21 protein-coding genes are annotated in these 20,493 nt (G+C 56.8%); 6 read left to right on the forward strand and 15 right to left on the reverse strand.

What is annotated here, in order from left to right:
• Window positions 1–8: 8 nt before the first annotated feature.
• The 5 genes from AC2FMY_RS08310 to AC2FMY_RS08330 are packed head-to-tail and all read right to left on the reverse strand — an operon-like array spanning window position 9 to window position 5,140.
• On the reverse strand, window positions 9–1,058 hold the full coding sequence (locus tag AC2FMY_RS08310; RefSeq protein ID WP_480750312.1) for an alcohol dehydrogenase catalytic domain-containing protein: 1,050 nt from the start codon (window positions 1,056–1,058) through the stop codon (window positions 9–11).
• Window positions 1,059–1,096: 38 nt separating this feature from the next.
• Window positions 1,097–3,547 (reverse strand): GcvT family protein, encoded by a 2,451-nt coding sequence (locus AC2FMY_RS08315; protein ID WP_496807227.1) that lies wholly within the window; start codon window positions 3,545–3,547, stop codon window positions 1,097–1,099.
• 15 nt (window positions 3,548–3,562) lie between these two features.
• Window positions 3,563–3,943, reverse strand: coding sequence for a GFA family protein (locus AC2FMY_RS08320; RefSeq protein WP_496746176.1), 381 nt, complete (start codon window positions 3,941–3,943; stop codon window positions 3,563–3,565).
• Window positions 3,944–3,947: 4 nt separating this feature from the next.
• Window positions 3,948–4,571, reverse strand: coding sequence for a LysE family translocator (locus tag AC2FMY_RS08325; protein ID WP_480750315.1), 624 nt, complete (start codon window positions 4,569–4,571; stop codon window positions 3,948–3,950).
• A complete protein-coding gene (locus tag AC2FMY_RS08330; protein ID WP_480750317.1) occupies window positions 4,571–5,140 on the reverse strand; it encodes a helix-turn-helix domain-containing protein in 570 nt (189 codons plus the stop codon). The genes AC2FMY_RS08325 and AC2FMY_RS08330 overlap by 1 nt, the downstream gene beginning before the upstream one ends.
• A gap of 18 nt (window positions 5,141–5,158) precedes the next feature.
• Between AC2FMY_RS08330 and AC2FMY_RS08335 the strand changes: the two genes are divergently transcribed.
• The gene (locus tag AC2FMY_RS08335; protein WP_496807228.1) at window positions 5,159–5,536 is read left to right on the forward strand and encodes a DUF1294 domain-containing protein; all 378 of its coding nucleotides are present in this window, start codon (window positions 5,159–5,161) and stop codon (window positions 5,534–5,536) included.
• A 19-nt stretch (window positions 5,537–5,555) separates the two neighbouring features.
• Here AC2FMY_RS08335 and AC2FMY_RS08340 read toward each other — a convergent pair whose 3' ends face one another.
• Both AC2FMY_RS08340 and AC2FMY_RS08345 read right to left on the reverse strand, forming a co-directional pair.
• The gene (locus tag AC2FMY_RS08340) at window positions 5,556–6,011 is read right to left on the reverse strand and encodes a GAF domain-containing protein (RefSeq protein ID WP_480750320.1); all 456 of its coding nucleotides are present in this window, start codon (window positions 6,009–6,011) and stop codon (window positions 5,556–5,558) included.
• A gap of 63 nt (window positions 6,012–6,074) precedes the next feature.
• On the reverse strand, window positions 6,075–7,247 hold the full coding sequence (locus AC2FMY_RS08345) for a thiolase family protein (protein ID WP_496746180.1): 1,173 nt from the start codon (window positions 7,245–7,247) through the stop codon (window positions 6,075–6,077).
• Between the two features lie 99 nt (window positions 7,248–7,346).
• On the opposite strand from AC2FMY_RS08345, the gene AC2FMY_RS08350 reads away from it, so the two are divergent.
• From AC2FMY_RS08350 to AC2FMY_RS08360, 3 genes are all read left to right on the forward strand, one after another.
• Window positions 7,347–7,691 carry an STAS domain-containing protein gene (locus AC2FMY_RS08350; protein ID WP_480750324.1) on the forward strand — a complete coding sequence of 115 codons (345 nt, stop codon included), beginning with the start codon at window positions 7,347–7,349 and terminating at the stop codon, window positions 7,689–7,691.
• Window positions 7,692–7,706: 15 nt separating this feature from the next.
• Window positions 7,707–8,168, forward strand: a complete 462-nt coding sequence (locus AC2FMY_RS08355; RefSeq protein ID WP_496746181.1) for an ATP-binding protein — start codon at window positions 7,707–7,709, stop codon at window positions 8,166–8,168.
• A 196-nt stretch (window positions 8,169–8,364) separates the two neighbouring features.
• Window positions 8,365–9,942 carry a gamma-glutamyltransferase family protein gene (locus AC2FMY_RS08360; protein ID WP_496746183.1) on the forward strand — a complete coding sequence of 526 codons (1,578 nt, stop codon included), beginning with the start codon at window positions 8,365–8,367 and terminating at the stop codon, window positions 9,940–9,942.
• A 23-nt stretch (window positions 9,943–9,965) separates the two neighbouring features.
• Here the strand turns inward: AC2FMY_RS08360 and hspQ are convergent, their stop codons facing one another.
• The gene (hspQ, locus tag AC2FMY_RS08365) at window positions 9,966–10,292 is read right to left on the reverse strand and encodes a heat shock protein HspQ (protein ID WP_480750327.1); all 327 of its coding nucleotides are present in this window, start codon (window positions 10,290–10,292) and stop codon (window positions 9,966–9,968) included.
• 275 nt (window positions 10,293–10,567) lie between these two features.
• Here hspQ and AC2FMY_RS08370 point away from each other — a divergent pair, with 275 nt between their 5' ends.
• Window positions 10,568–11,149, forward strand: a complete 582-nt coding sequence (locus tag AC2FMY_RS08370) for a transglycosylase SLT domain-containing protein (RefSeq protein ID WP_480750329.1) — start codon at window positions 10,568–10,570, stop codon at window positions 11,147–11,149.
• A gap of 18 nt (window positions 11,150–11,167) precedes the next feature.
• Here AC2FMY_RS08370 and AC2FMY_RS08375 read toward each other — a convergent pair whose 3' ends face one another.
• From AC2FMY_RS08375 to AC2FMY_RS08390, 4 genes are all read right to left on the reverse strand, one after another.
• On the reverse strand, window positions 11,168–11,764 hold the full coding sequence (locus tag AC2FMY_RS08375) for a LolA family protein (RefSeq protein ID WP_480750331.1): 597 nt from the start codon (window positions 11,762–11,764) through the stop codon (window positions 11,168–11,170).
• 39 nt (window positions 11,765–11,803) lie between these two features.
• The gene (locus AC2FMY_RS08380; protein ID WP_496746185.1) at window positions 11,804–14,707 is read right to left on the reverse strand and encodes a DNA translocase FtsK; all 2,904 of its coding nucleotides are present in this window, start codon (window positions 14,705–14,707) and stop codon (window positions 11,804–11,806) included.
• 14 nt (window positions 14,708–14,721) lie between these two features.
• Window positions 14,722–15,903, reverse strand: a complete 1,182-nt coding sequence (locus tag AC2FMY_RS08385) for an aminotransferase class I/II-fold pyridoxal phosphate-dependent enzyme (protein ID WP_480750440.1) — start codon at window positions 15,901–15,903, stop codon at window positions 14,722–14,724.
• Between the two features lie 109 nt (window positions 15,904–16,012).
• Window positions 16,013–17,341, reverse strand: a complete 1,329-nt coding sequence (locus AC2FMY_RS08390; RefSeq protein WP_496746187.1) for an amidase — start codon at window positions 17,339–17,341, stop codon at window positions 16,013–16,015.
• 82 nt (window positions 17,342–17,423) lie between these two features.
• Between AC2FMY_RS08390 and AC2FMY_RS08395 the strand changes: the two genes are divergently transcribed.
• Entirely contained in the window at window positions 17,424–18,650 is a 1,227-nt protein-coding gene (locus AC2FMY_RS08395) for an FAD-dependent monooxygenase (protein ID WP_496746196.1), read from the forward strand.
• Between the two features lie 14 nt (window positions 18,651–18,664).
• Here AC2FMY_RS08395 and AC2FMY_RS08400 read toward each other — a convergent pair whose 3' ends face one another.
• Genes AC2FMY_RS08400 through trxA form a run of 3 tightly spaced genes read right to left on the reverse strand, consistent with a single transcriptional unit; the run spans window position 18,665 to window position 20,432 of the window.
• Complete coding sequence (locus AC2FMY_RS08400) at window positions 18,665–18,850, reverse strand: Trm112 family protein (protein ID WP_496746189.1); 186 nt, start codon at window positions 18,848–18,850, stop codon at window positions 18,665–18,667.
• A complete protein-coding gene (locus AC2FMY_RS08405) occupies window positions 18,847–19,488 on the reverse strand; it encodes an LON peptidase substrate-binding domain-containing protein (RefSeq protein WP_480750337.1) in 642 nt (213 codons plus the stop codon). Before AC2FMY_RS08405 ends, AC2FMY_RS08400 begins: the two co-directional genes overlap by 4 nt.
• Window positions 19,489–19,514: 26 nt before the next feature.
• Complete coding sequence (trxA, locus tag AC2FMY_RS08410) at window positions 19,515–20,432, reverse strand: thioredoxin (protein ID WP_480750338.1); 918 nt, start codon at window positions 20,430–20,432, stop codon at window positions 19,515–19,517.
• Between the last annotated feature and the right edge of the window lie 61 nt (window positions 20,433–20,493).

The raw sequence follows: 20,493 nt of genomic DNA on the forward strand, positions 1-20,493 counted from the left end.
TGACCTCTTTATGGAATGAGAACAATTTTTCCGGGAAGGGATTTGGATTGAAATTCCTCCTGCGCCTGGAGGATGTCACGCAGAGGATAGGTTTTTGAAACAACCGGCCTAATCCGACCTTCATTCATGAGCGAAACGAGACGTCCAAAGACTTCAGGCGCCTGATGCGTGCAGCCATGAATGGTGATGTCGCGCAGATAGATGTCGCGCAAATCCGCTTCGACAATCGGCCCAGCGATCGCACCCGATACAGCATAGTGCCCACCCGGTTTTAGGGACAGAATTAGTCCGGGCCAGGCAGGGCCACCAACAACGTCGATCACCACTTCGAACGTGTCATTCGGCAAAGCGCTATCGCGGTCGAGAGTCTCTGCAGCGCCCTGGTCCCTGACAATGCGGGCCTTGGCCGGACTGGTCACGCCACATACTGTGGCACCCCGAAGAGCAGCAAGTTGCACGGCGGCGAGGCCGACACCACCTGATGCGCCGGTGACCAAGACCTTATGTCCCGCCGTGACGCCAGCGCGGGTCAGCAAGTTCTCCGCCGTGCCGAACGCACATGGGATCGCCGCAATCTCGACATCCGTCAGCGGAGAGCCCGAGACGTCATACAGGTCATCAGACTCGACGAGGCAATATTCAGCAAATGCTCCGTCTATTTCAGAACCCAGCGCGATATAACCCCAAGGCGCACCGGGACGGGGGCGCGGAAGGTTGACCGGGCATGTAACGCGTTGCCCAGCGCGAAATCGCTCTGCACCAGGACCGACTTCCTCGACGATGCCGCATAGATCACCGCCCTGAATGCGAGGAAAGTTCAACGCTCCTCCCCATCCACCTTCCTCGACTTCTTGGTTCACTTCGTTGGTGGCCCCGGTTACGTTCGAAGAATACCAACCCACCCTCGTGTTGATATCGGTATTGTTCACCGCCGCTGCGGCGACGCGTACAAGAACCTGTCCCGGCCCGGGGGTCGGGACAGATATATCATCGCGCCATTCCAACGCCTCTGGCCCACCGTGCCGGGTGAGATATATACCTTGCATGCGCCGGGTCATCATTCTCTCCTATGTCTTGGTGAGCCGACATTAGCACATCAGGCGCGCAACCGTTCGTTGGCAGGGTCCCAAAGTGGTTGGTCTTCCTGAACCACGGCGCGGCATTTCTGGCCATAGATTTCCACCTCAAGCTCGGTCCCGGGCACCGCAAGTTCAGAGCGAACCATACCCAAGGCAATCGAGGCATTCACTCGATAGCCCCAGGCCCCTGATGTGGTTTCCCCTACGATCTGACCGTCGTGCCAGATGCAGGACATATACGGTGCATCTGCGTCATCCGCTTCCACGATCAGGGTCACGAAGCTTTTACTTACCCCTTGCTGTTTTTCATTCTGGATTGCAGCCTTGCCAACGAAGTCCTGTGGCTTGTCGAGTTTCACGAACCGTTCAAGACCTCCCTCGAGCAACGAGTAGTCGGTGGACAGATCACCTTTCCACGCCCTGTACCCTTTTTCGACGCGCAGCGAGTTCAGAGCGTACATGCCAAACGGTTTGGCTCCCGCACCAAGGATAGCCTCATAAATGGCGGGCTGGTTCTCATTGAGGCAATGCACCTCCCATCCCAATTCGCCAGCAAAGGAAACACGAACCAGACGGCAGGGTTGCCCGGCCAAAACTGCATCCTGATGCGTCAGCCAACCCATGGACAGATCCGCTTTGGCCCCAATTTGCTCCAGTAGGTCCCGAGCTTTCGGGCCGCTCACGATCATGGTTCCCCAGTCACGAGTATGGTCGGTCAGACTGACTCCCGCAGGCAAGTTGCCTTTCAGCAACTCGAAATCATGCCATTGGGCTGCACCCGCGGTGATCATGGTGAAGTGGTCCTCGGAATGGCGCATACAGGACATTTCCGTCAAAATGCGGCCCCGGCTATCCGAGAAATAGACTAGGTTCATCCGGCCGACTTTCGGAAGGCCACCTGTGATCAAGCCCCGCAGGTAGTCCGCCGCACCTGTGCCTTCGAGATTGAAGCGGGAAAACCCCGGAAGATCGAGTACCCCGACAGAGTCGCGCACGGCCTCGCATTCTTCCTTGATGCGTTGCGCCCACGGGCCGGAGCGTCCCCAAGTGCGGGTTGATTCAAGTGAGATATCGTCACCCGGCTGCGCAAACCAATTGGCGCGTTCCCATCCGTTGAACGCCCCCATCACACCACCAAGGTCTTTCACCCTTGCATGAACCGGGCTGAGTTTCTTGTCACGCCCAGCGGGCCATTCGTGATACGGGAAATGCATGGCGTATTCGTTGCCATAGACTTCCAGGCCCTTCTGGTTGCAGTAGTTCTGATCAGTATAGTCCGTGTAACGACGTGGGTCGACGGCCCACATGTCCCATTCGGTGTGACCATCGACGATCCATTCGGCCAATACCTTACCAGCACCGCCACCTTGAGCGATGCCAAAGGTGAACACGCAGGCCTCGAAGGCGTTTTTGACTCCCGGCATCGGGCCAATCAGCGGCAGGCCATCCGGAGCATATGGAATGGGGCCATTAATCACACGGGATACACCTGCCGTGCCAAGCGCCGGAACGCGTTCCATTGCATCGGTTACGATATCCTCGATCCGGTCAAGGTCGTCATTCCATAGCTGAAACGAGAAGTCTTCGGGCATCGGGTCGTCCTCAGACATCCAGTGCCCCTTGCAATTGGGTTCATATGGACCGAGGTTGAAACCGTTCTTTTCCTGCCTCAGGTAGTAGGAGATATCCACGTCGCGCAGCAACGGCAGCTTTTTCCCAGACTCCTTTGTATAGGCCTCGATCTCAGAAATCTCTTCACTTAGCAGGTACTGGTGGCTCATCACCATCATGGGCACAGTGCGCCCGCCATAGGGTTTGAACCACTCGCCCACTCGCTGGGCATAGTAACCAGCGGCGTTCACCACATAATCACAAGCGATGTCGCCTTTTTCAGTGTGCACCATCCATGAGCCATCATTGTTCTGCGTAACGCCAGTGGCCGGGGTGAAACGCAAAATTCTTGCACCCATGTCGCGCGCGCCCTTGGCCAGCGCCTGCGTCAGCTGAGCGGGATCGATGTCACCGTCATGCGGATCATAGAGCGAGCCTACAATGTCATGGGTTTCGAGGAAAGGATACCGCGCCTTGGTTTCTTCCGGGCTGAGGATCTCGATATCCATACCCTGATACCGACCCATGGCAGCGGCGCGCTGGAACTCCTGCATCCGCTCCTTGCTGTGCGCCAACCGGATAGACCCAGTTACATGATAGTTCATCGGATAATCGACTTCTTCACCCAAGCGCGAATACAGCTCTGTCGAGTAGCGTTGCATATTCATGATCGCCCAGGAGGTCGAAAACGTCGGTACGTTCCCGGCGGCATGCCATGTAGACCCGGCGGTCAACTCGTTTTTTTCGAGCAGAACGCAGTCAGTCCAACCTTTCTTGGCCAGATGGTAAAGCGAGGAGGTCCCCACAACACCGCCACCTATGATGACCACGCGGGCTTTCGTCGGAAAATCACTCATAGTTCTAAGTCCCTGTCATTGCGCCTGTTGAGGCAAGTTGTCCGTGATGTCGTAATAATCCCCTTTGTCGGCCACAAAGATGTGCCGCGCGAGGACAAGCCCGGTGGGCGCGTCCAGCGCACCCATCGAGATCGAAATCGTGTCCTCGTCATTGTGCTGCCAGAAGAGGAACGTACCGCATTTACTGCAGAACCCGCGTTTTGCGGTATCCGATGCGCGGAACCAGCCGAGTGCGTGGGAAATGCTGAACGTCAAGTTATCTTGATGCGTCGAGGTCGATGCCCAGACATGCCCTGACTGCTTGCGGCACTGACTGCAATGGCAAACCGAAGGCGGGGAAAGCTCTCCGTCGATGTTGAAGGAAACCGAGCCGCACAAGCAGGAGCCAGTTTGCATTGCGTTATCCTCTAGCTGCAGGCGCGGCACTGGTCCCCAGCAACACACCATAGATGATGAAACAGGTGGCCATGATCCGGCGCACCCAGACGTTAAAGACGGCACCAATGGCGGCCTTGCCCATCAGAGCGCCCAACAGGGTAAAGCCGGTATAGCTGAGGGTGGTTATCGCCAGAGCAGTGGGTACGATGACCACCATTTGCTGCCAGATCGGTACATCCGGTTGAACGAACTGCGAAAAAGCCGCCAGGTATCCCGCTACGCTTTTTGGGTTGATCGTGGCAATTGCCAGCGCATGTATATAGACGTGGCGAGCCGGGCGTTCGTCTGCGCGAACGGGCGTTTTGGCAGTCATCCAGCCCCGCACCCCTAGCCATATCAGAAAACCGGCTCCGATCAGTTTGGCGACAAAAAAACCGGTCGGAGATGCCGCGATAAGCGCGGTCACTCCAAGCGCCGACAGGATCAGAAAAGCACTGGCCTGAGTCAGGATTGCAAGCACACCAAGCATTGCCTTTACGAAAGGCAGACTCATTCCGTTTGAGATGCAATTGACCGCATTCGGCCCCGGTGTGGTGACAAAGACCACCCAGAACAGTGCAAATACCGTCCAAGCATCGAAACTCATCAATACACCGGTGGGGCGATGACCCAGACGGCCACGGCGGGTTCGTCATAGGGATTGGCCCATTGATAGGGTTCATGTTTGATCCGGAAGCTGTCGCCGGGACCAACGGTAAAGGCGCGGTTGCCGATAATCAGATCCAGCCGACCCGAAACCATATATCCGACCTCCTGCGTTGGCCGGTTGGCTGGGGTCTGCATCCGCGAACGGGGCCGGAAGGTCGAATGCACCATTTCAAAGTCATCTGTCAGATCAGGAGAAAGCAGTTCTTCGATCAGCCCTTCCTCACCAGAACCCATCGGGCGGCGCGACCCGGCGCGGACGACATATCCCTGCTCGTCTTTAAGTGCCGCGGAATGGGCGAAAAGCATCGACATCGGCACGCCTAGACATGCCGCAATCTGGCGCAGATCCGAGATCGAAGGTTCGGACTTGTCGCGCTCTACCTGGCTGAGCCAACCAACCGAACGGTTAAGACGCCTCGCGATCTCGGTCAGCGTCAAGCCACGCGCCTTGCGCAAGGCGCGGATATCGGCCCCGAGTGTGGCGCTGTGACGGGCTTGCGTGTTCAAAAAACCGCTCCGAATCTCGTGAAATTTCTACTCACTTTTTCACGATGCCGCAGGTTCGTGAAATTTCCAAGAGATTTTTCATTTGATGGCCGGGGCCCGATTGGCTATGTCCGCCTAATGTGGATTGCAGTGATGTATCTATGGGCCGTCAACCTGTTGACCTTACTGGCCTTCGGCTGGGACAAATTGCGCGCAGGCCGTCGCAAGCGTATTTCCGAGCGCACTCTGTTATGGCTGGCGGTGATCGGTGGTAGCCCTGGGGCGGTTTTGGGAAGATGGGTTTTCCGCCACAAGAGCCGCAAACGTAGGTTCACAGTTTGGCTGATTGCGATCGTTGCCGCACAGGTGGTGGGATATGTCTGGTTAACCGAAGGTAAGCCGCCTTTTTTTCCCTGACACTGGTTGGCAGCGTGACTTACGAACGAGAAAAAACCCGAGACAGGATCGATGACAGGGCCTCGGCATCTTTTGTCGTAAACGCATCTGGCTGATCACTGTCGATATCAAAAACCGCGATGACTTCACCGCTTCCGTTGCGCACCGGCAAAACCAACTCGGACCGGGTCGAAGATGCGCATGCAATATGCCCGGGGAAGGCATCTACATCGGGAACTATAAGCACTTCTCCAGTCCGCGCTGCGGCACCGCAAACGCCACGATCGAAAGGAATGGCAAGACAGCCATGGCCGCCCTGATAAGGGCCAATCTTGAGCAGTTTAGGTTCCGTAACACGATAAAATCCCGTCCAATCGAAGCGGTCGTCGGCATGATGCACCTCACAGGCGACGGTGGCCATCAGCGCCACTTCATCGGTTTCGCCTTCGGTGAGGGCGGCGATGGTTTTTGCAAGAGAGGCGTAGTCGGCGTTCATGATTGTTTTCTTTCAACAATGCCGGGGGCGTTGCCCCCGGAATATTTGGAAAAAGATGAATGGTCAAATGCGCTCAACGGCGATGGCCGTGCCTTCACCACCACCAATGCATATAGCTGCCACCCCGCGTTTGAGGTTTCGTTTCTCCAACGCGTTCAGAAGCGTCACGATTATGCGTGCTCCCGAGGCCCCAATCGGGTGCCCCAAGGCGCAGGCGCCGCCGTTTACGTTTATGATTTCACGCGGCAAGCCCATTTCTCTCATGAAGGCCATGGGAACGACGGCAAAAGCCTCGTTGACTTCCCACAGATCAACATCGTCCTTGTTCCAGCCGATGCGATCGAGAAGCTTCTTCGCAGCCGGTACGGGTGCGGTGGTGAAAAGACCCGGCGCCTGAGCATGGCTTGCATGCCCAACAATACGGGCCCGCACGGCCAAGCCTTGAGCCTCGGCCGCCTCGGCAGAAGCCAGAACCAGTGCGGCAGCCCCATCAGAGATGGACGATGAATTCGCAGCCGTCACAGTACCGTCCGAGCGGAAGGCCGGTTTCAGAGAGGGTATCTTGTCCGGACGCGCGGATTTTGGCTGTTCGTCGGCGTCGCAAATCACTTCTCCATTGCGCGTTTTCACAGTCACGGCGGTGATTTCGCCATTGAATGCCCCGTTATCCTGGGCCTTTAGCGCGTTGGAGAGGGATTGAAGCGCATATTCGTCCTGCGCCTCACGGGTGAACTGATAGGTTTCAGCGCAATCCTCGGCGAAAGTTCCCATCAGGCGGCCCTTGTCATAGGCATCCTCGAGGCCATCAAGGAACATGTGATCCACAACCTGTCCGTGGCCAATCCGGGCACCACCACGCATTTTGGGCAGAAGATATGGTGCATTGGTCATGCTTTCCATCCCACCCGCGATCATTGTATCGGCGTGTCCCAGCGCGATCCGGTCAAAAGCCATCATGGCCGCCTTCATACCCGACCCGCACATCTTGTTGAGCGTAGTCGCGGGCACCTCTTCGCCCAGACCGCCAGCAAAGCCTGCTTGCCGTGCCGGGGCCTGCCCTTGCCCAGCGGGCAAAACGCAACCCATCAGAACCTCATCCACTGTACATGCCCCCGCACCTTGCAGAGCGGCGCGGATCGCAGCCCCCCCAAGATCGGCGGCGGAAACGCCGCCAAACATACCCTGAAACCCGCCCATAGGTGTCCGTGCAGCCCCAGTAATAACAACAGCCTTCATTTTAGATATTCCTCCTGATCCAGGGACTTGAATACCGAATGGTAAGATTTGACGTCTAGCGTATTTCTACGCAAGGATTTCGCTTTTTAGGGGGCAGGTATGGGGCTAACCAGCACTGCGGCGGGAAACGTTCAGGTGATCACCGTGCACGCGGATCGTATTGATGCGGCGATGGCGATCCAGTTCAAAGAAGATATGCGCAACGAGACGGAAAGTGGCGCAGAGTATGTGATCCTTGATCTGACTGCCGTCGAATTTATAGATTCCAGCGGGTTGGGTGCCATTGTGGCCTCAATGAAGCAACTTGGGGGCGAACGCCGTCTGGATCTGGTCGGACTGTCGCCGATGGTAGAAAAGGTCTTTCGTTTGACGCGCATGGATACGGTTTTTGTCCTTTTTCCCAACCTGGACAGCGCCTTGGCAGAAGCAGCAGTATCCCGATAGCCGGAGGCAAACGTTTTGAAGCGCGCGTCCGACGGAAATTTTTTTGAGCTGGCGTTTCTTGCCACCGAGACCGAAGCCAGCGCCGGAATATCAGCGCTAGCTGCCCATTTTCGTTCCCTTGGGCTTTCCGAAGAGCATGCAGGCGAGGTTCGAATTGCCCTGACCGAAGCAATCAACAATGTAGTGGAACACGCATATGCTGGCGTCGAGCCGGCTCAGGTTCGAATAAACTGTCGTCAAACACAGGATCGCCTGGATATCCTTGTTTCCGATACCGGGAATCCGTTGCCCGGCGGCAAAGTCCCCTTGGGAGAGCCCGCAGATGTAGATACCTGCCTGCAGGAACTACCCGAGGGTGGGTTTGGCTGGTTTCTGATTCGCCAAATTGCCAACGATATCAAGTACGAGCGCAAACAAGGGTATAACCGCTTGTCCTTACGCTTTGATATGCCCCAAAACTTCCACCCTTCGCCATAATAAAGTCAAGGTCACAACATTGTCCCGCCGCAAACTTGGACGAACCTGATCATGTAGCTCAAGATAGCTTCCCTCGGCGCCATGCGTCACAGCCCCCACCAGTGAGCGGCGCCGAGGAACACCCCCCTAAAAACTGTTATTGGACTTTCTGCCAACACAGCCTAACTTCCGCACGTTCGACAGGAAGAGGCGAAAAATGCGTGATTTTCACCAGCCGGGGCGATCCGAAGTTCTGGCAACTGAAGGGATGTGTGCAACGTCTCATCCACTCGCAACGCAAGCCGCATTGGACATTCTCAAAATTGGCGGCAATGCGATGGACGCTGCAATAGCGGGAGCGACTCTTTTAGGCATCTGTGAACCGCAAATGACGGGGATCGGCGGTGATTGCTTTGTCTTGTTCAACCGTTCGGGCAACTCAGTTGTTCATGCCCTGAACGGATCCGGCAGATCAGCAAATGCATCCAGCGCTCGAGATCTGCGCAATTGCGGCTATAGTTCAATGCCTTTGTACAGCCCTCATGCTGTGACTGTACCCGGTGCTGTCGATGCGTTCTGCCACCTTTCGGAAACCGAAGGTCGCTTGGGCCTGGACAGGTTGCTACAGCCGGCAATCCACTATGCCGAGGCAGGAGTTCCCGTCGCACCCAGAGTCGCGTTCGATTGGGGTTTGGGATCCGGAAACTTGCAAGGCGCTGGTCGGCACTTTTATTTGGTCGGCGGAAAAAGCCCAGTAATAGGTCAGTTGTTTCGCGCTCCCCAACAGGCCGAAGTCTTGCGCCGAATCGCGCGTGGCGGGAAAGAGGCCTTTTATAGCGGCGAAATTGCCGAAGACATGGTCTCCTCGCTCAACGCTTTGGGTGGAGTACACACGCTTGAAGATTTCGCCAACACTCGCTGCATCCAAACAACTTCCGTAAGCACCATCTATAAAGACGTCGAACTAGTTGAACACCCACCAAACGGCCAAGGGGCGACGGCACTTTTGCTGCTAAACATCCTCAGCCATTTCGATCTGGCATCGATGAACCCGTTGGGTTGCGAACGCGTGCATATCGAAGCCGAAGCAACAAAACTCGCCTATGACGCACGCAACCGCTTCATTGCCGATCCGGATAGCACTGAGCGGCTGGAACATATGCTTGCCCCGGAAACCGCCTCAAAACTTGCGAGCCTGATCAACGCCACTAAAGTATTACCACCGGTGAAGTCTCTGACCGAGGCGATTCACAAGGATACGGTGTATATCACCGTCGTGGATCGGGACCGCATGGCCGTGTCACTGATTTATTCGATCTATCACAGTTTCGGATCTGGCATTGCGTCAGACAAATTTGGCATATTGCTGCAAAACAGAGGCGCTGGCTTCAATCTGACCGCCGGCCATCCGAACGAGTTAGGCGGCGGTAAACACCCTATGCACACCATCATCCCCGGAATGCTGCGCGAGAATGGTCGGGTAACAATGCCATTCGGCGTCATGGGCGGCGCCTATCAGCCAACGGGTCATGCCCGGTTCGTTACAAACCTCACCGATGCCGGCATGGGTTTGCAGGAGGCCATTGCAGCGCCTCGGGCATTTGCCGACAGCGGTGTTCTAAAAATCGAACGTGGATATCCGAATGAAGTGAAACAACAGTTGACCGATCTAGGGCACAAGATCGAGACGCCCGAAGCACCGCTCGGGGGTGCTCAGGCCATTCGAATTCGAGATGATGGTGTCCTGGAAGGCGCCAGCGATCCGCGAAAAGACGGTTGCGCACTGGGATACTGATGCCAAAAAACGCTGCTGGACTTTCAATTTAGTTGGAAATGAAGCGGGTAAGCCCCGTCCCGAAATGGGCCAAACATATCCGGGATGTCCGGGTGATCGACAGGTTCCCCGGACCAGTCTTCGATCAGGTTCTGTTCGGAAACATAAGCAACGTAATAAGACTGATCGTTCTCGGCGAGAAGATGATAGAATGGTTGCTCTTTCGCCGGTCGGCTGTCCTCGGGAATCGCTTGATACCATTCTTCAGTGTTAGAAAATTCTGGATCAACGTCAAAAACCACCCCTCGGAAAGGGTGCTTTTTATGACGAACCACTTGTCCAAGGTGGTATTTTGCGTGTGTTTTCAACATTACTTGGCCCCCAAAGTCATTTTTACCCTTAACGCATCGCAAAAGTCCAATACTTGCTCAGAAATCGCAGGAAACAGTCTGTGAACTCTGACTTTACAGTTATCCCCACAGGTTGTTGCCACGTCAATTTTTCCTTTGCGCCATCAACTGTTGTACTCATTCCACAACTGAGGTGGAGATACACCAAATTGCACTGTTGAAGGACCCTTCATAACCGAATGTGATTTCATCGCGTCGCGAGTTGCGCTATCATCTGAAAAAAAGGCAAGAGGCAGATGAGCAGATCTCTTTGCGCACTATTGGCGGTGCTGATGCTAGCGTCGTGCAGCGGTGGGTCCAAGACTCCTCCGCGCAATCTCAATGACGCTTGCAGCATTGCAAGAGAGCGCCCCGACTATATCAAAGCTTTCAAATCGACCGAACGCAAATGGGGTGTCCCGGTCCATGTTCAGATGGCAACCATCTATCAGGAAAGCCGTTATCGCGCTGACGCCCGCACGCCGCACAAGTTCGTTCTGGGCGTGATCCCGATGGGGCGGCAGAGCAGTGCTTATGGCTTTAGCCAAGCTTTGGACGGAACGTGGGAACAGTACCAGAAGGAAACCGGAAAACGGCGTGCAAAGCGGAACCGTATTCGAGACGCGTCCGATTTCATGGGTTGGTACATGAACAAAAGCTGGGAAAAGAACGGCATCCACCCCAGTGATACGCGAAACCAGTATCTGGCCTATCACGAAGGCCATGCCGGTTACGCACGCGGAAGCCACAATGGCAAATCCTGGTTGTTACGCGTCGCCGACGACGTTGATTCCCGTGCCGACCTGTACCGTCAGCAATTGACAGGTTGCCGATACTAGCCCTTGATGCAGCGCGCTTCAGCGATTGCCCGAGACGCGCGGTTCTCCGTCGATGAATAGGTTCTGGTTCAGGCTGTTTCCCGTTGTCAGCGGCCCCAGGATCACGGTCGTTCGTGCTCCGCCACTGTCATGCACGACCCATTTGCGCAGCTCCACCGGATCGCTCGTGAACATCAGTTCAATCTTGCCGTAATCCGGATTTTCCGGATCCTGCGCTGTAACAACGGTCGCGGTGCCGTCGAATTCATGTCCTACGACCATGTTGGCTCGACCAAGATCCACGGTCGGGGCCAGAACGATGGACAGTGGCGTTCGCCTGAGCGGGTACTGCTCGGGCGGTTGGTTGGATTTGGGATCGTGGATGATCACCGATCCGCCTTTGGCCAACACCACTGCTCGCTCGGGCGGGTCGTATTCGAACCGCATCCGACCCGGACGCTGCAACCACAACTTTCCAGTGCTTAGGGAAGCATCATCATTGACTTGGGTGAATGTGGTTTCAACAGTTTTCAAGCTGTTGAGGTAGTTCGAAATGTCTGCAAGCGGCAGTTTGTCTGCGGCCCAGGCCACTGGGGCCAGTAAGGAAAATGCAAGGGCATAAGCGATCTGTTTCATAGTGATCAGATAAGTGTTCTGCCCTCGCTTTGGAATGCCCTATTGTTCTGGCACCAGAATTTCGCGCTTGCCGACATGGTTGGCCGGCGAAACTATGCCTTCGTCCTCCATCTGCTCGACCAGCCGAGCAGCCTTGTTATAGCCGATAGCAAGCTTTCGCTGGATGTAGGAGGTCGAACATTTGCGATCCTTGATCACGATCGCAACGGCTGTGTCGTAGAGCGCATCTTCACCATCGGTGTTGCCGCCGGTATTCAGACCCAGAACTGCGTCGATGTTGTCTGCCTTTTCCTCGTCCGGGCCTTCAACCACACCACCCACATAATCGGCTGGGCCAAATGCTTTCAGGTGGTTGACGACCTCTTCGACCTCTTCATCCGACACGAACGGTCCATGGCAACGAGTTATCTTGGCCCCACCAGCCATATAGAGCATATCGCCCTGCCCCAACAGTTGCTCGGCGCCCATTTCGCCTAGAATGGTACGGCTGTCGACCTTTGAGGTTACCTGAAACGAAATCCGAGTGGGGAAGTTGGCCTTGATTGTGCCGGTGATGACGTCGACAGACGGGCGCTGCGTCGCCATAATCAGGTGAATACCCGAGGCGCGCGCCATTTGCGCCAGACGTTGGATGCAAGCCTCGATTTCCTTGCCTGCGACCATCATCAGGTCGGCCATCTCGTCGACGATGACAACGATATATGGCATGGCCTTGGGTTCGAACTGTTCTGTCTCGAAAATCGGCTCGCCGGTTTCCTCGTCAAATCCAGTTTGGACAGTACGGCTGAACATCTCACCTTTGGACAGCGCGTCCTTCACCCGACCATTATAGCCCGCGATGTTGCGCACGCCCATCTTGGACATCTTGCGATACCGATCCTCCATCTCGCCCACGACCCATTTCAAGGCAACGACCGCTTTTTTCGGATCGGTCACAACAGGACTTAGCAGATGCGGAATGCCGTCATAAACCGAAAGCTCCAGCATCTTGGGATCGATCATGATCAGGCGGCATTCGTCTGGCGTCAGCTTGTAGAGCAGCGACAGGATCATGGTGTTGATCGCCACCGACTTACCCGACCCCGTGGTCCCGGCAATCAGCAGGTGGGGCATCTTGGCGAGGTTGGCCACAACCGAACCGCCACCGATGTCTTTGCCCAGCGCCAACGGCAAAGCATGATTTCCGTCTCCAAAATCCCGGCTGGCCAGGATTTCCCTCAACACCACCATTTCGCGATTGTCGTTGGGTAGTTCGATCCCGATGACCGAGCGGCCCGGCACGGTCGAGACCCGCGCTGAAAGCGCCGACATCGAGCGTGCGATGTCGTCTGCCAAACCGATAACGCGGCTAGCCTTGAGGCCCGGCGCTGGTTCCAGCTCGTACATGGTGACGACGGGACCGGGGCGGACGCTGACGATCTCTCCTTTCACCCCATAATCGTCGAGCACGTTTTCCAGCATCCGCGCGTTTTCCTCAAGCGCTTCGTCGCTGAGGTGATGGCGCTGGATGTTTGCCGGGTTGGACAGCAGGTTGAGCGGCGGCAGCTCAAAATCAGCAGCGTTGTCTTCAAAGGACAGCGCCGGTTGCGCCTCGGCCTGCGCCCGACGCGAAGGTTGTGGCACACGGCGGACGGGTTGTGCCACGACGGGTTTGCGTGGCTCTGCAATCGGGATCGGCATACGAGGAGTAGAGGGTGAAACTTCCGACTCTTCGTCGATCATCGGTTCATCGGCAAAATCGTCATAGGTTTCGACCACATGCTCGTGACCGGCTTGATCCCAACCCGGCTCAAAAGCATTCAGCGCTGGTTCCATCGGCAATGTTACACCTGCAGTCAGCGGCGGCTCGGGTGGCAGTTCGCCACCCCGGTTCACATTCAGGATCAGTGGATCCGGCCCACGCCCACGCCCTTTGGTCAGCGGCCTGTTTGGATCTGGTTCAGGCTCCATCGAACCGGTGGCAACCTGCCGGTTCCGCACAGCCGCGGCAATCTTGGATCGAATACGGTCGTCCCCGGGCATCTCGTCATAACCCTGTACCGGTACGGCTTCGACCAGTTCAGGTTCTGGCATTGGGTCGGGGCGACGGATCAGGCCCGGCATGCGTGCCAGCAGTCCAGATTTCGGAGTGCGTTCCGCCTGAGGGGGATGGGCATAGCCTTCTTCAAAAAACTCTTCCGAAAATGCTGTGTCGTCATCAATTGAATGGTTGATCACAGCGCGCACTGCAGCGCGTCCATCGGCCCATTGCGCCCGACGGTCCCGTGCCGCCCGCGCCGTCGCCTGTGCCCCGCGCCCTATGAGTGCCATCAGCATGTCGTAAGTCATCACCAGGCCCAGCAGAAACGCCCGGAAACCGCGTCTTACGTCGGCCATAGTGAAACCGAGAACAAACACACCCAGCGTCAACATGCCTGCGGCCATCGCAAGCGACATCATCTTGACCATGAAGTGCGACGAGATGGGTAACAGCGTCAGCAGCGCACCCATCACGGTATCCCCGAACAGCCCGCCAAGGCCAAAGCTGTGCGTTGTGCGCCATGCATCACCCGGAACAAGTGTCGCAGCATAGACGGATACGATCGCAATCCAGATCGGAGCAAAGATCAGGCGTGCGATGGCCCGGTCTTCGCCCGAATGAACTGCAAACCGAACGCCCCAGCCCGTCAGCACCAGAGCGACGCCCCAGCTGCCCCAACCCACAATCATGAACAACGGTGCTGCGATGGACGCACCCGCTCGTCCCATCCAGTTCTGAACCGGCGCGTCTGTCGATACCATCCAGTTCGGGTCGTCCGGTGTATAGGAAACGATCATCGCAGCGGCAGCCAACCCCAGCAGGATCAATACGATCCCGATCAGTTCCTTGCCACGCCTTTCGATTGCCGCCTGCATCTTGCTGTCCAGCAACGGATCGCGACTGCGCGTGTTGTATGATGCCATGCTACCCTCGTACCTCACGAATAGATGCAGTCGCGGAGTGTGATCAGCCCCTGCTGCAACTCTGTTTTTGGGGCCACCATCGCGACCCTGATATACCCCTCACCCGGGTTTTGCCCCGACTTACCTTGGGCGAGATAAGCACCCGGCAGCACCCGGACACCCGTCTCCCTCCAAAGCTTCAGCGCTACCTGTTCACCATTGTCCACAGGAAGCCATAAAAAGAACCCGGCCTCGGGAGGCATATAGCCCTGCACACCCTCAAAAACCTCGTCGGCGATGCGATACTTCTCTTGATAAAGCCCCCGGTTTTCCAAAACGTGCACCTCGTCGGCCCAAACTCGCGCCGCCGCCGCCTGTAAGGGAGATGGTAAGGGTGCGCCCGAATAGGCCCGCAACTGCTTGACTTTCTTGATCGTCTCCGGCCCACCGGCGATCAACCCCGAACGCAATCCGGCAAGGTTCGACCGCTTCGACAACGAGTTGAAGAGCGTGATCCTCTCGGGGTCTGCTCCCAACTCCTGCGCGACCGTCAGAACGCCGGTAGGAGCATCGTCGCGGTAAATTTCGGAATAACATTCGTCGGCAAAAATGCGGAAATCGAAATGTTCAGCCAGCCGGATCAGCTCGGCCCAATAGTCACGCGACGCAACCGCTCCCTGTGGGTTGGCAGGCGAGCAGATATAGGCAATAGTGGTTCGGTTCAGCACCTCCTCGGGCAGACTGGCATAGTCCGGCAGATGCCCCGTGGCAAAGGTTGCCGGAACAAACCACGGCTCGGCCCCAACCGAGATCGAGGCGACCATGTAAACCTGATAAAACGGGTTTGGACACAAGACTACAGGTCGCTGGCCGTTTTTCTGCTCTGGACACAGCGCCATGGCAGTGTTGTACAACCCCTCACGCGTTCCATTCAGCGCCATCACGTTGGTGTCGGGGTTCATCGAAACACCGTAGCGACGTCCGATCCAATCGGTGATCGCAGCCCTCAGTTCCGGTGTCCCGTCGTTATCTGGGTATCCCTGAAACCCGGCGGCGTTTTCCACAATCACATCCGTAACCCATTGAGGAAACGTATGTTTTGGCTCTCCTATTGTCATATGCACAATATCGCCACCCGGCTCGTGATGATCGAGCAGGGCACGCAGGCGTGGGAATGCATATGCCGGTAGGTTCGAAAACCGCTCGGGGAAATCCATCATTACTGCCTCAATATCGGGATCGTTGATCGCCCCGTTTGACATCAAGTTACATACCCCCCCCCAATACGTCCAGCTAAAGCGATGTCAAAACAGGTAATTGTGGCATTCAGGTCAAAGCTGATTCAGCCGCCGCTCCAAGTCGCAACAACATCTCTTCGGAATTCGGGTGCCCCAACAACATCAGACCACAACCCGGTGTTCCGGTTGGCAAAGTCAGTGCAGAAAGCCCCATCAAGTTGCCAATGCGCGTATTGCGCAGCGCCAACAGGTTTTCCGTCACGTAGTAGTCATGGTCATTCATCAACCGTTCCAAATTTGGCGGCGTGATCGGGGCCGTTGGCGCCAACACCGCATCAAATCCTGAGGTCGCGGCATCCCAGGCGGCCCGACAGTTTTCCAGCTTGGACCAAGCCGCAACATAATCTGGACCCGAGAAGTTTTTTCCTTGCCTAAAACGGTCCAGTATTTCAGGGAACATAACCTCGGGATTGGTTTCAATCACATCGCGCCAAAGGCCATAGGCCTCGGCGGTGTAGAGCGCGCCGGACAGTGGCATGGCTTCCTGCAATTCCGGCACCTCCAGAGGCACGACTTGCGCCCCAGCCTCCGCCAACCGGCGCAAAGACTCTTCGTAGGCCGCGCGCGGCGCTTCCCGCAGGTTATCCAGCGCCACGGTTTGCAGGCTTGCAAACCTGCGTCCTTTCAAAATTGCCCCCCGCAGATCGGCGGGCGATCCGTTTTCAAGTAGAGCCAGCATCTGCGCCGCATCCTCGACAGATCGTGCCAGCGGGCCAATCGTGTCGAATTTCAGACACAGTGGTACAACGCCTTCCAGGCTCAGCCGACCCGCCGTGGTTTTCAAGCCGACCAAATCGTTCCAGGCCGCCGGTATTCGCACCGATCCGCCTGTATCGGAACCGATCCCACAAGCCGCGAGGCCCCAGGCAACCGATGCCGCCGCACCCGACGAAGACCCACCAGGAACCGCCGTCTCGTCATGGATGCACGGTGGCGTACTCGTGATCGGGTTCAATCCTAGTCCAGAAAAGGCCAACTCGCTCATATGCGTCTTGCCCAAACAGACCGTGCCCATCGCGGTTGCGTTCCGCATCACCACCGCATCGGTCTCCGGCACCCGATTTTTCAGCAGCGCCGACCCGGCCTCGGTCGCCGTGCCCGCCGTATCGAACAGATCTTTCCAACTGATGGGCACTCCATCCAGCAAAGACCGGCGCAAACCGAATTTGGCGCGATTCCTGGCTTCCTTTGCTTCAGCTCGGGCGCGGTTATGGGTCACCTGGGCATAAATTCGATTGCTATGAGGATGTGCATCAATGGCGGACAGGTAAACCTCTGTCAGTTCGACAGGATCAATAGAGCCGCCGTCGATTCCCCTTCCCAAATCACTTGCTGTCATTGTCAGCCAGTCTTGCATCGCACCCTCCCAATATCTTTCGGCGACGGTAGCGACAGGACACCCCATGGACAATCCCGTTCGCGCGCGCATATTGCAGGCCATGAAAGATGTTTCCGATATCCTGATCGTCGGCGGCGGCCTGAATGGCCCCGCTTTGGCTTTGGCGCTGGCGCAAACCGGACACTCGGTCTCTCTGGTAGATGCACTGGCCGAGGATATCAGGCAAGATGCGGCCTTTGACGGGCGTGCCTATGCGCTCGCTTTGGCCTCGCAGCGGTTGCTCCGGACCATCGGTGTTTGGGATCGAGTGGCGCAGCAAGCCCAACCAATGTTGGAAATCAAAGTCACCGATGGCCATGCCGGGGCCGGCCCTTCGCCTTTCTTCATGCATTTCGATCATGCCGAGATCGAGGAAGGCCCGATGGGCTATATGGTCGAAGACCGCTATCTACGGCGGGCTTTTCTCCAAGCCGTCGCCGAAGAGGGCCGGATCACCCAGATCAGCGGAAGTGTCGTCACGTCTCAGGAAACCGACCCTGATGGCGCCACCGTAACATTGGATGATGGCACCGAATTGCGCGGCAAACTGCTGGTGGGTTGCGACGGGCGTCGTAGTGGAACTGCACAGCGCGCAGGCATCAAGCGAACCGGCTGGAATTATGGGCAGACGGCGCTTGTCTGCGCCATCTCTCATGAGCTGCCGCATCACGGCGTCGCGCATCAGTTCTTCATGCCACCAGGGCCTCTGGCCATTTTGCCGTTGAGCGGAAACCGAAGCTCCATTGTCTGGAGCGAGCGCTCCGAGACGGCGAAACGGATCAACGCGATGTCCAAATCAGACTATCTGCAGGTTCTGCGTCCCAGGTTCGGTGATTTCTTGGGTGAGATCAGCCTCGAAGGCGACCGGTTCACCTACCCCCTGAACCTGACCATCGCAAATTCATTCATCAGCGAGCGCTTGGCGCTTGTGGGAGACGCCGCGCATGGAATGCATCCGATCGCGGGTCAGGGCCTCAATGCGGGTCTGCGCGATGTGGCCGCATTGGCCGAAGTTCTGACACTGGCGGCACGACGCGGGGAAGACATCAGCGCCACACTGGTACTGGAGCGATACCAAGAATGGCGCAGGTTCGACACTGCGACGCTCGCGCTGGCAACCGATACTTTCAATCGGTTGTTTTCCAACGATAATCCGATCCTGCGCTTGGGGCGGGACATTGGCATGGGCATTGTAGGGTCATTGCCCGGATTGCGCCGTGGCTTTGTTCGCGAAGCCGCCGGATTAACCGGAGACTTGCCGAAACTTTTGCAGGGCCAGCCGATCTAGGATCACTGTCCTGATCACTCCAAAACCCGAGCCTCGTCCACCAGCATCACCGGAATGCCGTTTCGGATTGGAAATGCCAACCCTGCCGCCTTGGAGATCAGTTCCTGTCGCTCAGGTTCATATTCCAGCATCGTATGCGTCTGGGGGCAGATCAGTGCTTCGAGCATGCGGCGGTCGAATGAAGACAGGGTTTCGGTCATTGCAATGTTTCCTCGTTGGAGCCGCCGCGCAGGGCGAATTCGATCAATGTCACCAGCGTTTCCCGGCGTGTTGCCAGACAAGGAGCTTCCAGAAGTGCCTGCTTGTCCTCCGGGTCGAAATCCAAAAGCATCGACAACGAGTTGACCAGCAACTCATCGTCCGCGTCTTTCAGGGTTTCCCAGTCGGTTGATAACTGTCGGGCGGCAAAGAAGCGTTCCAGCAGTCGCAAAAACCGCGTCCTGTTGAATTCATGATCGCCTTCTGGACGGCCAAGATCACGCTCGAAGCCGTCCCAGGACACCGAACACCGACGATATGGAGCAAAGGCATCAATTTCCGACTTGATCCGGAACCGGGACACGCCGGTCAGCGTGATCAGATAGCGGCCATCCTCGGTTTCCGAGAATTGCGTGACCCGCCCTGCACATCCGATCAGATGCAGCTTATCCGCTTTGCTGTGGCAAGGATTTGGTTGCACCATGCCAATCAGCCGCTCGGACGTTTTGAGCGAGTCGTCCAGCATCTGCAGGTAGCGCGGCTCGAATATATGCAACGGTAACCGCGCCCGGGGCAGCAGCAGCGCGCCCGGAAGCGGAAATACGGACACCGTATCCGGCAGGTCGGCAGGGTGCATCATGTACCGAGTGTAGCTCTGAACCGAAATTAGGCAAATATCATCGAGCTGAGTTTCCGTCGGCCGTTCAGAACGATTGGGTCGTTGGGCTTGAGGGCATCGAAAATTGTGAAAAGCTGAGTCTTTGCAGCGCCATCATTCCATTCGCGATCTCTGCGAAACAGTTCAAGCAACTGCGCCACCGCTTCTTCGACATTGCCACTTGCGTGTAATGCCTGTGCCAGATCGAACCGCGCCTGATGGTTGTCTGGCTCAGACTCGACCGCCGCTCCGAGTTCCGCAACCGGACCAACATCGGCAGCTTGACGCGCTAATTGCAACTGAGCGTGCGCGGCATCAATCTCGGCCGAGTTCGAAATCTCGGCTGGAGCGCCATTTAAGATAGCCTCGGCCTGATCCAGATCGCCCATGGCGATATGGGCGCGAACAAGACCGCCATAGGCACCGGCATGGGCCGGATCTTCGCCCAATATGGCCGCAAAGGTTTGCGCAGCGTCGACGGCAGCACCTTCGGCCAACATCTCTTCGGCGGCCTGAACCGCCTCATCAAGCTGCCCGCCCGGGCTTTGGCCACCGGCCTTTTCGATTACCTTGTCAACAAATCCTTTGATCTCGGACCCGGGCAACGCGCCTTGGAATCCGTCAATTGGTTGGCCTTTGTGAAACGCATATACGGTCGGGATCGACTGAATGCGCATCTGCGCCGCGATTGTCTGGTTTTCGTCCACGTTGACCTTGACCATCTTCACAGCGCCCCTGGCTGCGGTCACAGCGTCTTCCAGTGCCGGACCGAGAGTCTTGCATGGGCCGCACCAGGGTGCCCAGAAATCAACGATGACCGGAACCTCTTGTGACGCTTCAACCACATCTGCCATGAACGTGGCTTCGGTTCCGTCCTTGATCAGATCGGTTGCGGCAGGCGCACCTGCGCCGTTCAGAATGTCCATGGTTTCAACTCTCCGGTTTGAACTTGGCTCCTATATGCCGCCGCGTAGTACGGAAACCAAG

It is taken from the genome of Ruegeria sp. YKSE079, assembly GCF_059612845.1.

Excerpts from the sequence above, each read along its gene's own strand:
- AC2FMY_RS08310 (WP_480750312.1), bottom strand. The coding sequence starts at position 1,058 with ATGACCCGGCGCATGCAAGGTATATATCTCACCCGGCACGGTGGGCCA.
- AC2FMY_RS08315 (WP_496807227.1), bottom strand. The coding sequence starts at position 3,547 with ATGAGTGATTTTCCGACGAAAGCCCGCGTGGTCATCATAGGTGGCGGT.
- AC2FMY_RS08320 (WP_496746176.1), bottom strand. The coding sequence starts at position 3,943 with ATGCAAACTGGCTCCTGCTTGTGCGGCTCGGTTTCCTTCAACATCGAC.
- AC2FMY_RS08325 (WP_480750315.1), bottom strand. The coding sequence starts at position 4,571 with ATGAGTTTCGATGCTTGGACGGTATTTGCACTGTTCTGGGTGGTCTTT.
- AC2FMY_RS08340 (WP_480750320.1), bottom strand. The coding sequence starts at position 6,011 with ATGAACGCCGACTACGCCTCTCTTGCAAAAACCATCGCCGCCCTCACC.
- AC2FMY_RS08345 (WP_496746180.1), bottom strand. The coding sequence starts at position 7,247 with ATGAAGGCTGTTGTTATTACTGGGGCTGCACGGACACCTATGGGCGGG.
- AC2FMY_RS08350 (WP_480750324.1), top strand. The coding sequence starts at position 7,347 with ATGGGGCTAACCAGCACTGCGGCGGGAAACGTTCAGGTGATCACCGTG.
- AC2FMY_RS08360 (WP_496746183.1), top strand. The coding sequence starts at position 8,365 with ATGCGTGATTTTCACCAGCCGGGGCGATCCGAAGTTCTGGCAACTGAA.
- hspQ (WP_480750327.1), bottom strand. The coding sequence starts at position 10,292 with ATGTTGAAAACACACGCAAAATACCACCTTGGACAAGTGGTTCGTCAT.
- AC2FMY_RS08370 (WP_480750329.1), top strand. The coding sequence starts at position 10,568 with ATGAGCAGATCTCTTTGCGCACTATTGGCGGTGCTGATGCTAGCGTCG.
- AC2FMY_RS08375 (WP_480750331.1), bottom strand. The coding sequence starts at position 11,764 with ATGAAACAGATCGCTTATGCCCTTGCATTTTCCTTACTGGCCCCAGTG.
- AC2FMY_RS08380 (WP_496746185.1), bottom strand. The coding sequence starts at position 14,707 with ATGGCATCATACAACACGCGCAGTCGCGATCCGTTGCTGGACAGCAAG.
- AC2FMY_RS08385 (WP_480750440.1), bottom strand. The coding sequence starts at position 15,903 with ATGGATTTCCCCGAGCGGTTTTCGAACCTACCGGCATATGCATTCCCA.
- AC2FMY_RS08390 (WP_496746187.1), bottom strand. The coding sequence starts at position 17,341 with ATGCAAGACTGGCTGACAATGACAGCAAGTGATTTGGGAAGGGGAATC.
- AC2FMY_RS08395 (WP_496746196.1), top strand. The coding sequence starts at position 17,424 with ATGAAAGATGTTTCCGATATCCTGATCGTCGGCGGCGGCCTGAATGGC.
- AC2FMY_RS08400 (WP_496746189.1), bottom strand. The coding sequence starts at position 18,850 with ATGACCGAAACCCTGTCTTCATTCGACCGCCGCATGCTCGAAGCACTG.
- AC2FMY_RS08405 (WP_480750337.1), bottom strand. The coding sequence starts at position 19,488 with ATGATGCACCCTGCCGACCTGCCGGATACGGTGTCCGTATTTCCGCTT.
- trxA (WP_480750338.1), bottom strand. The coding sequence starts at position 20,432 with ATGGACATTCTGAACGGCGCAGGTGCGCCTGCCGCAACCGATCTGATC.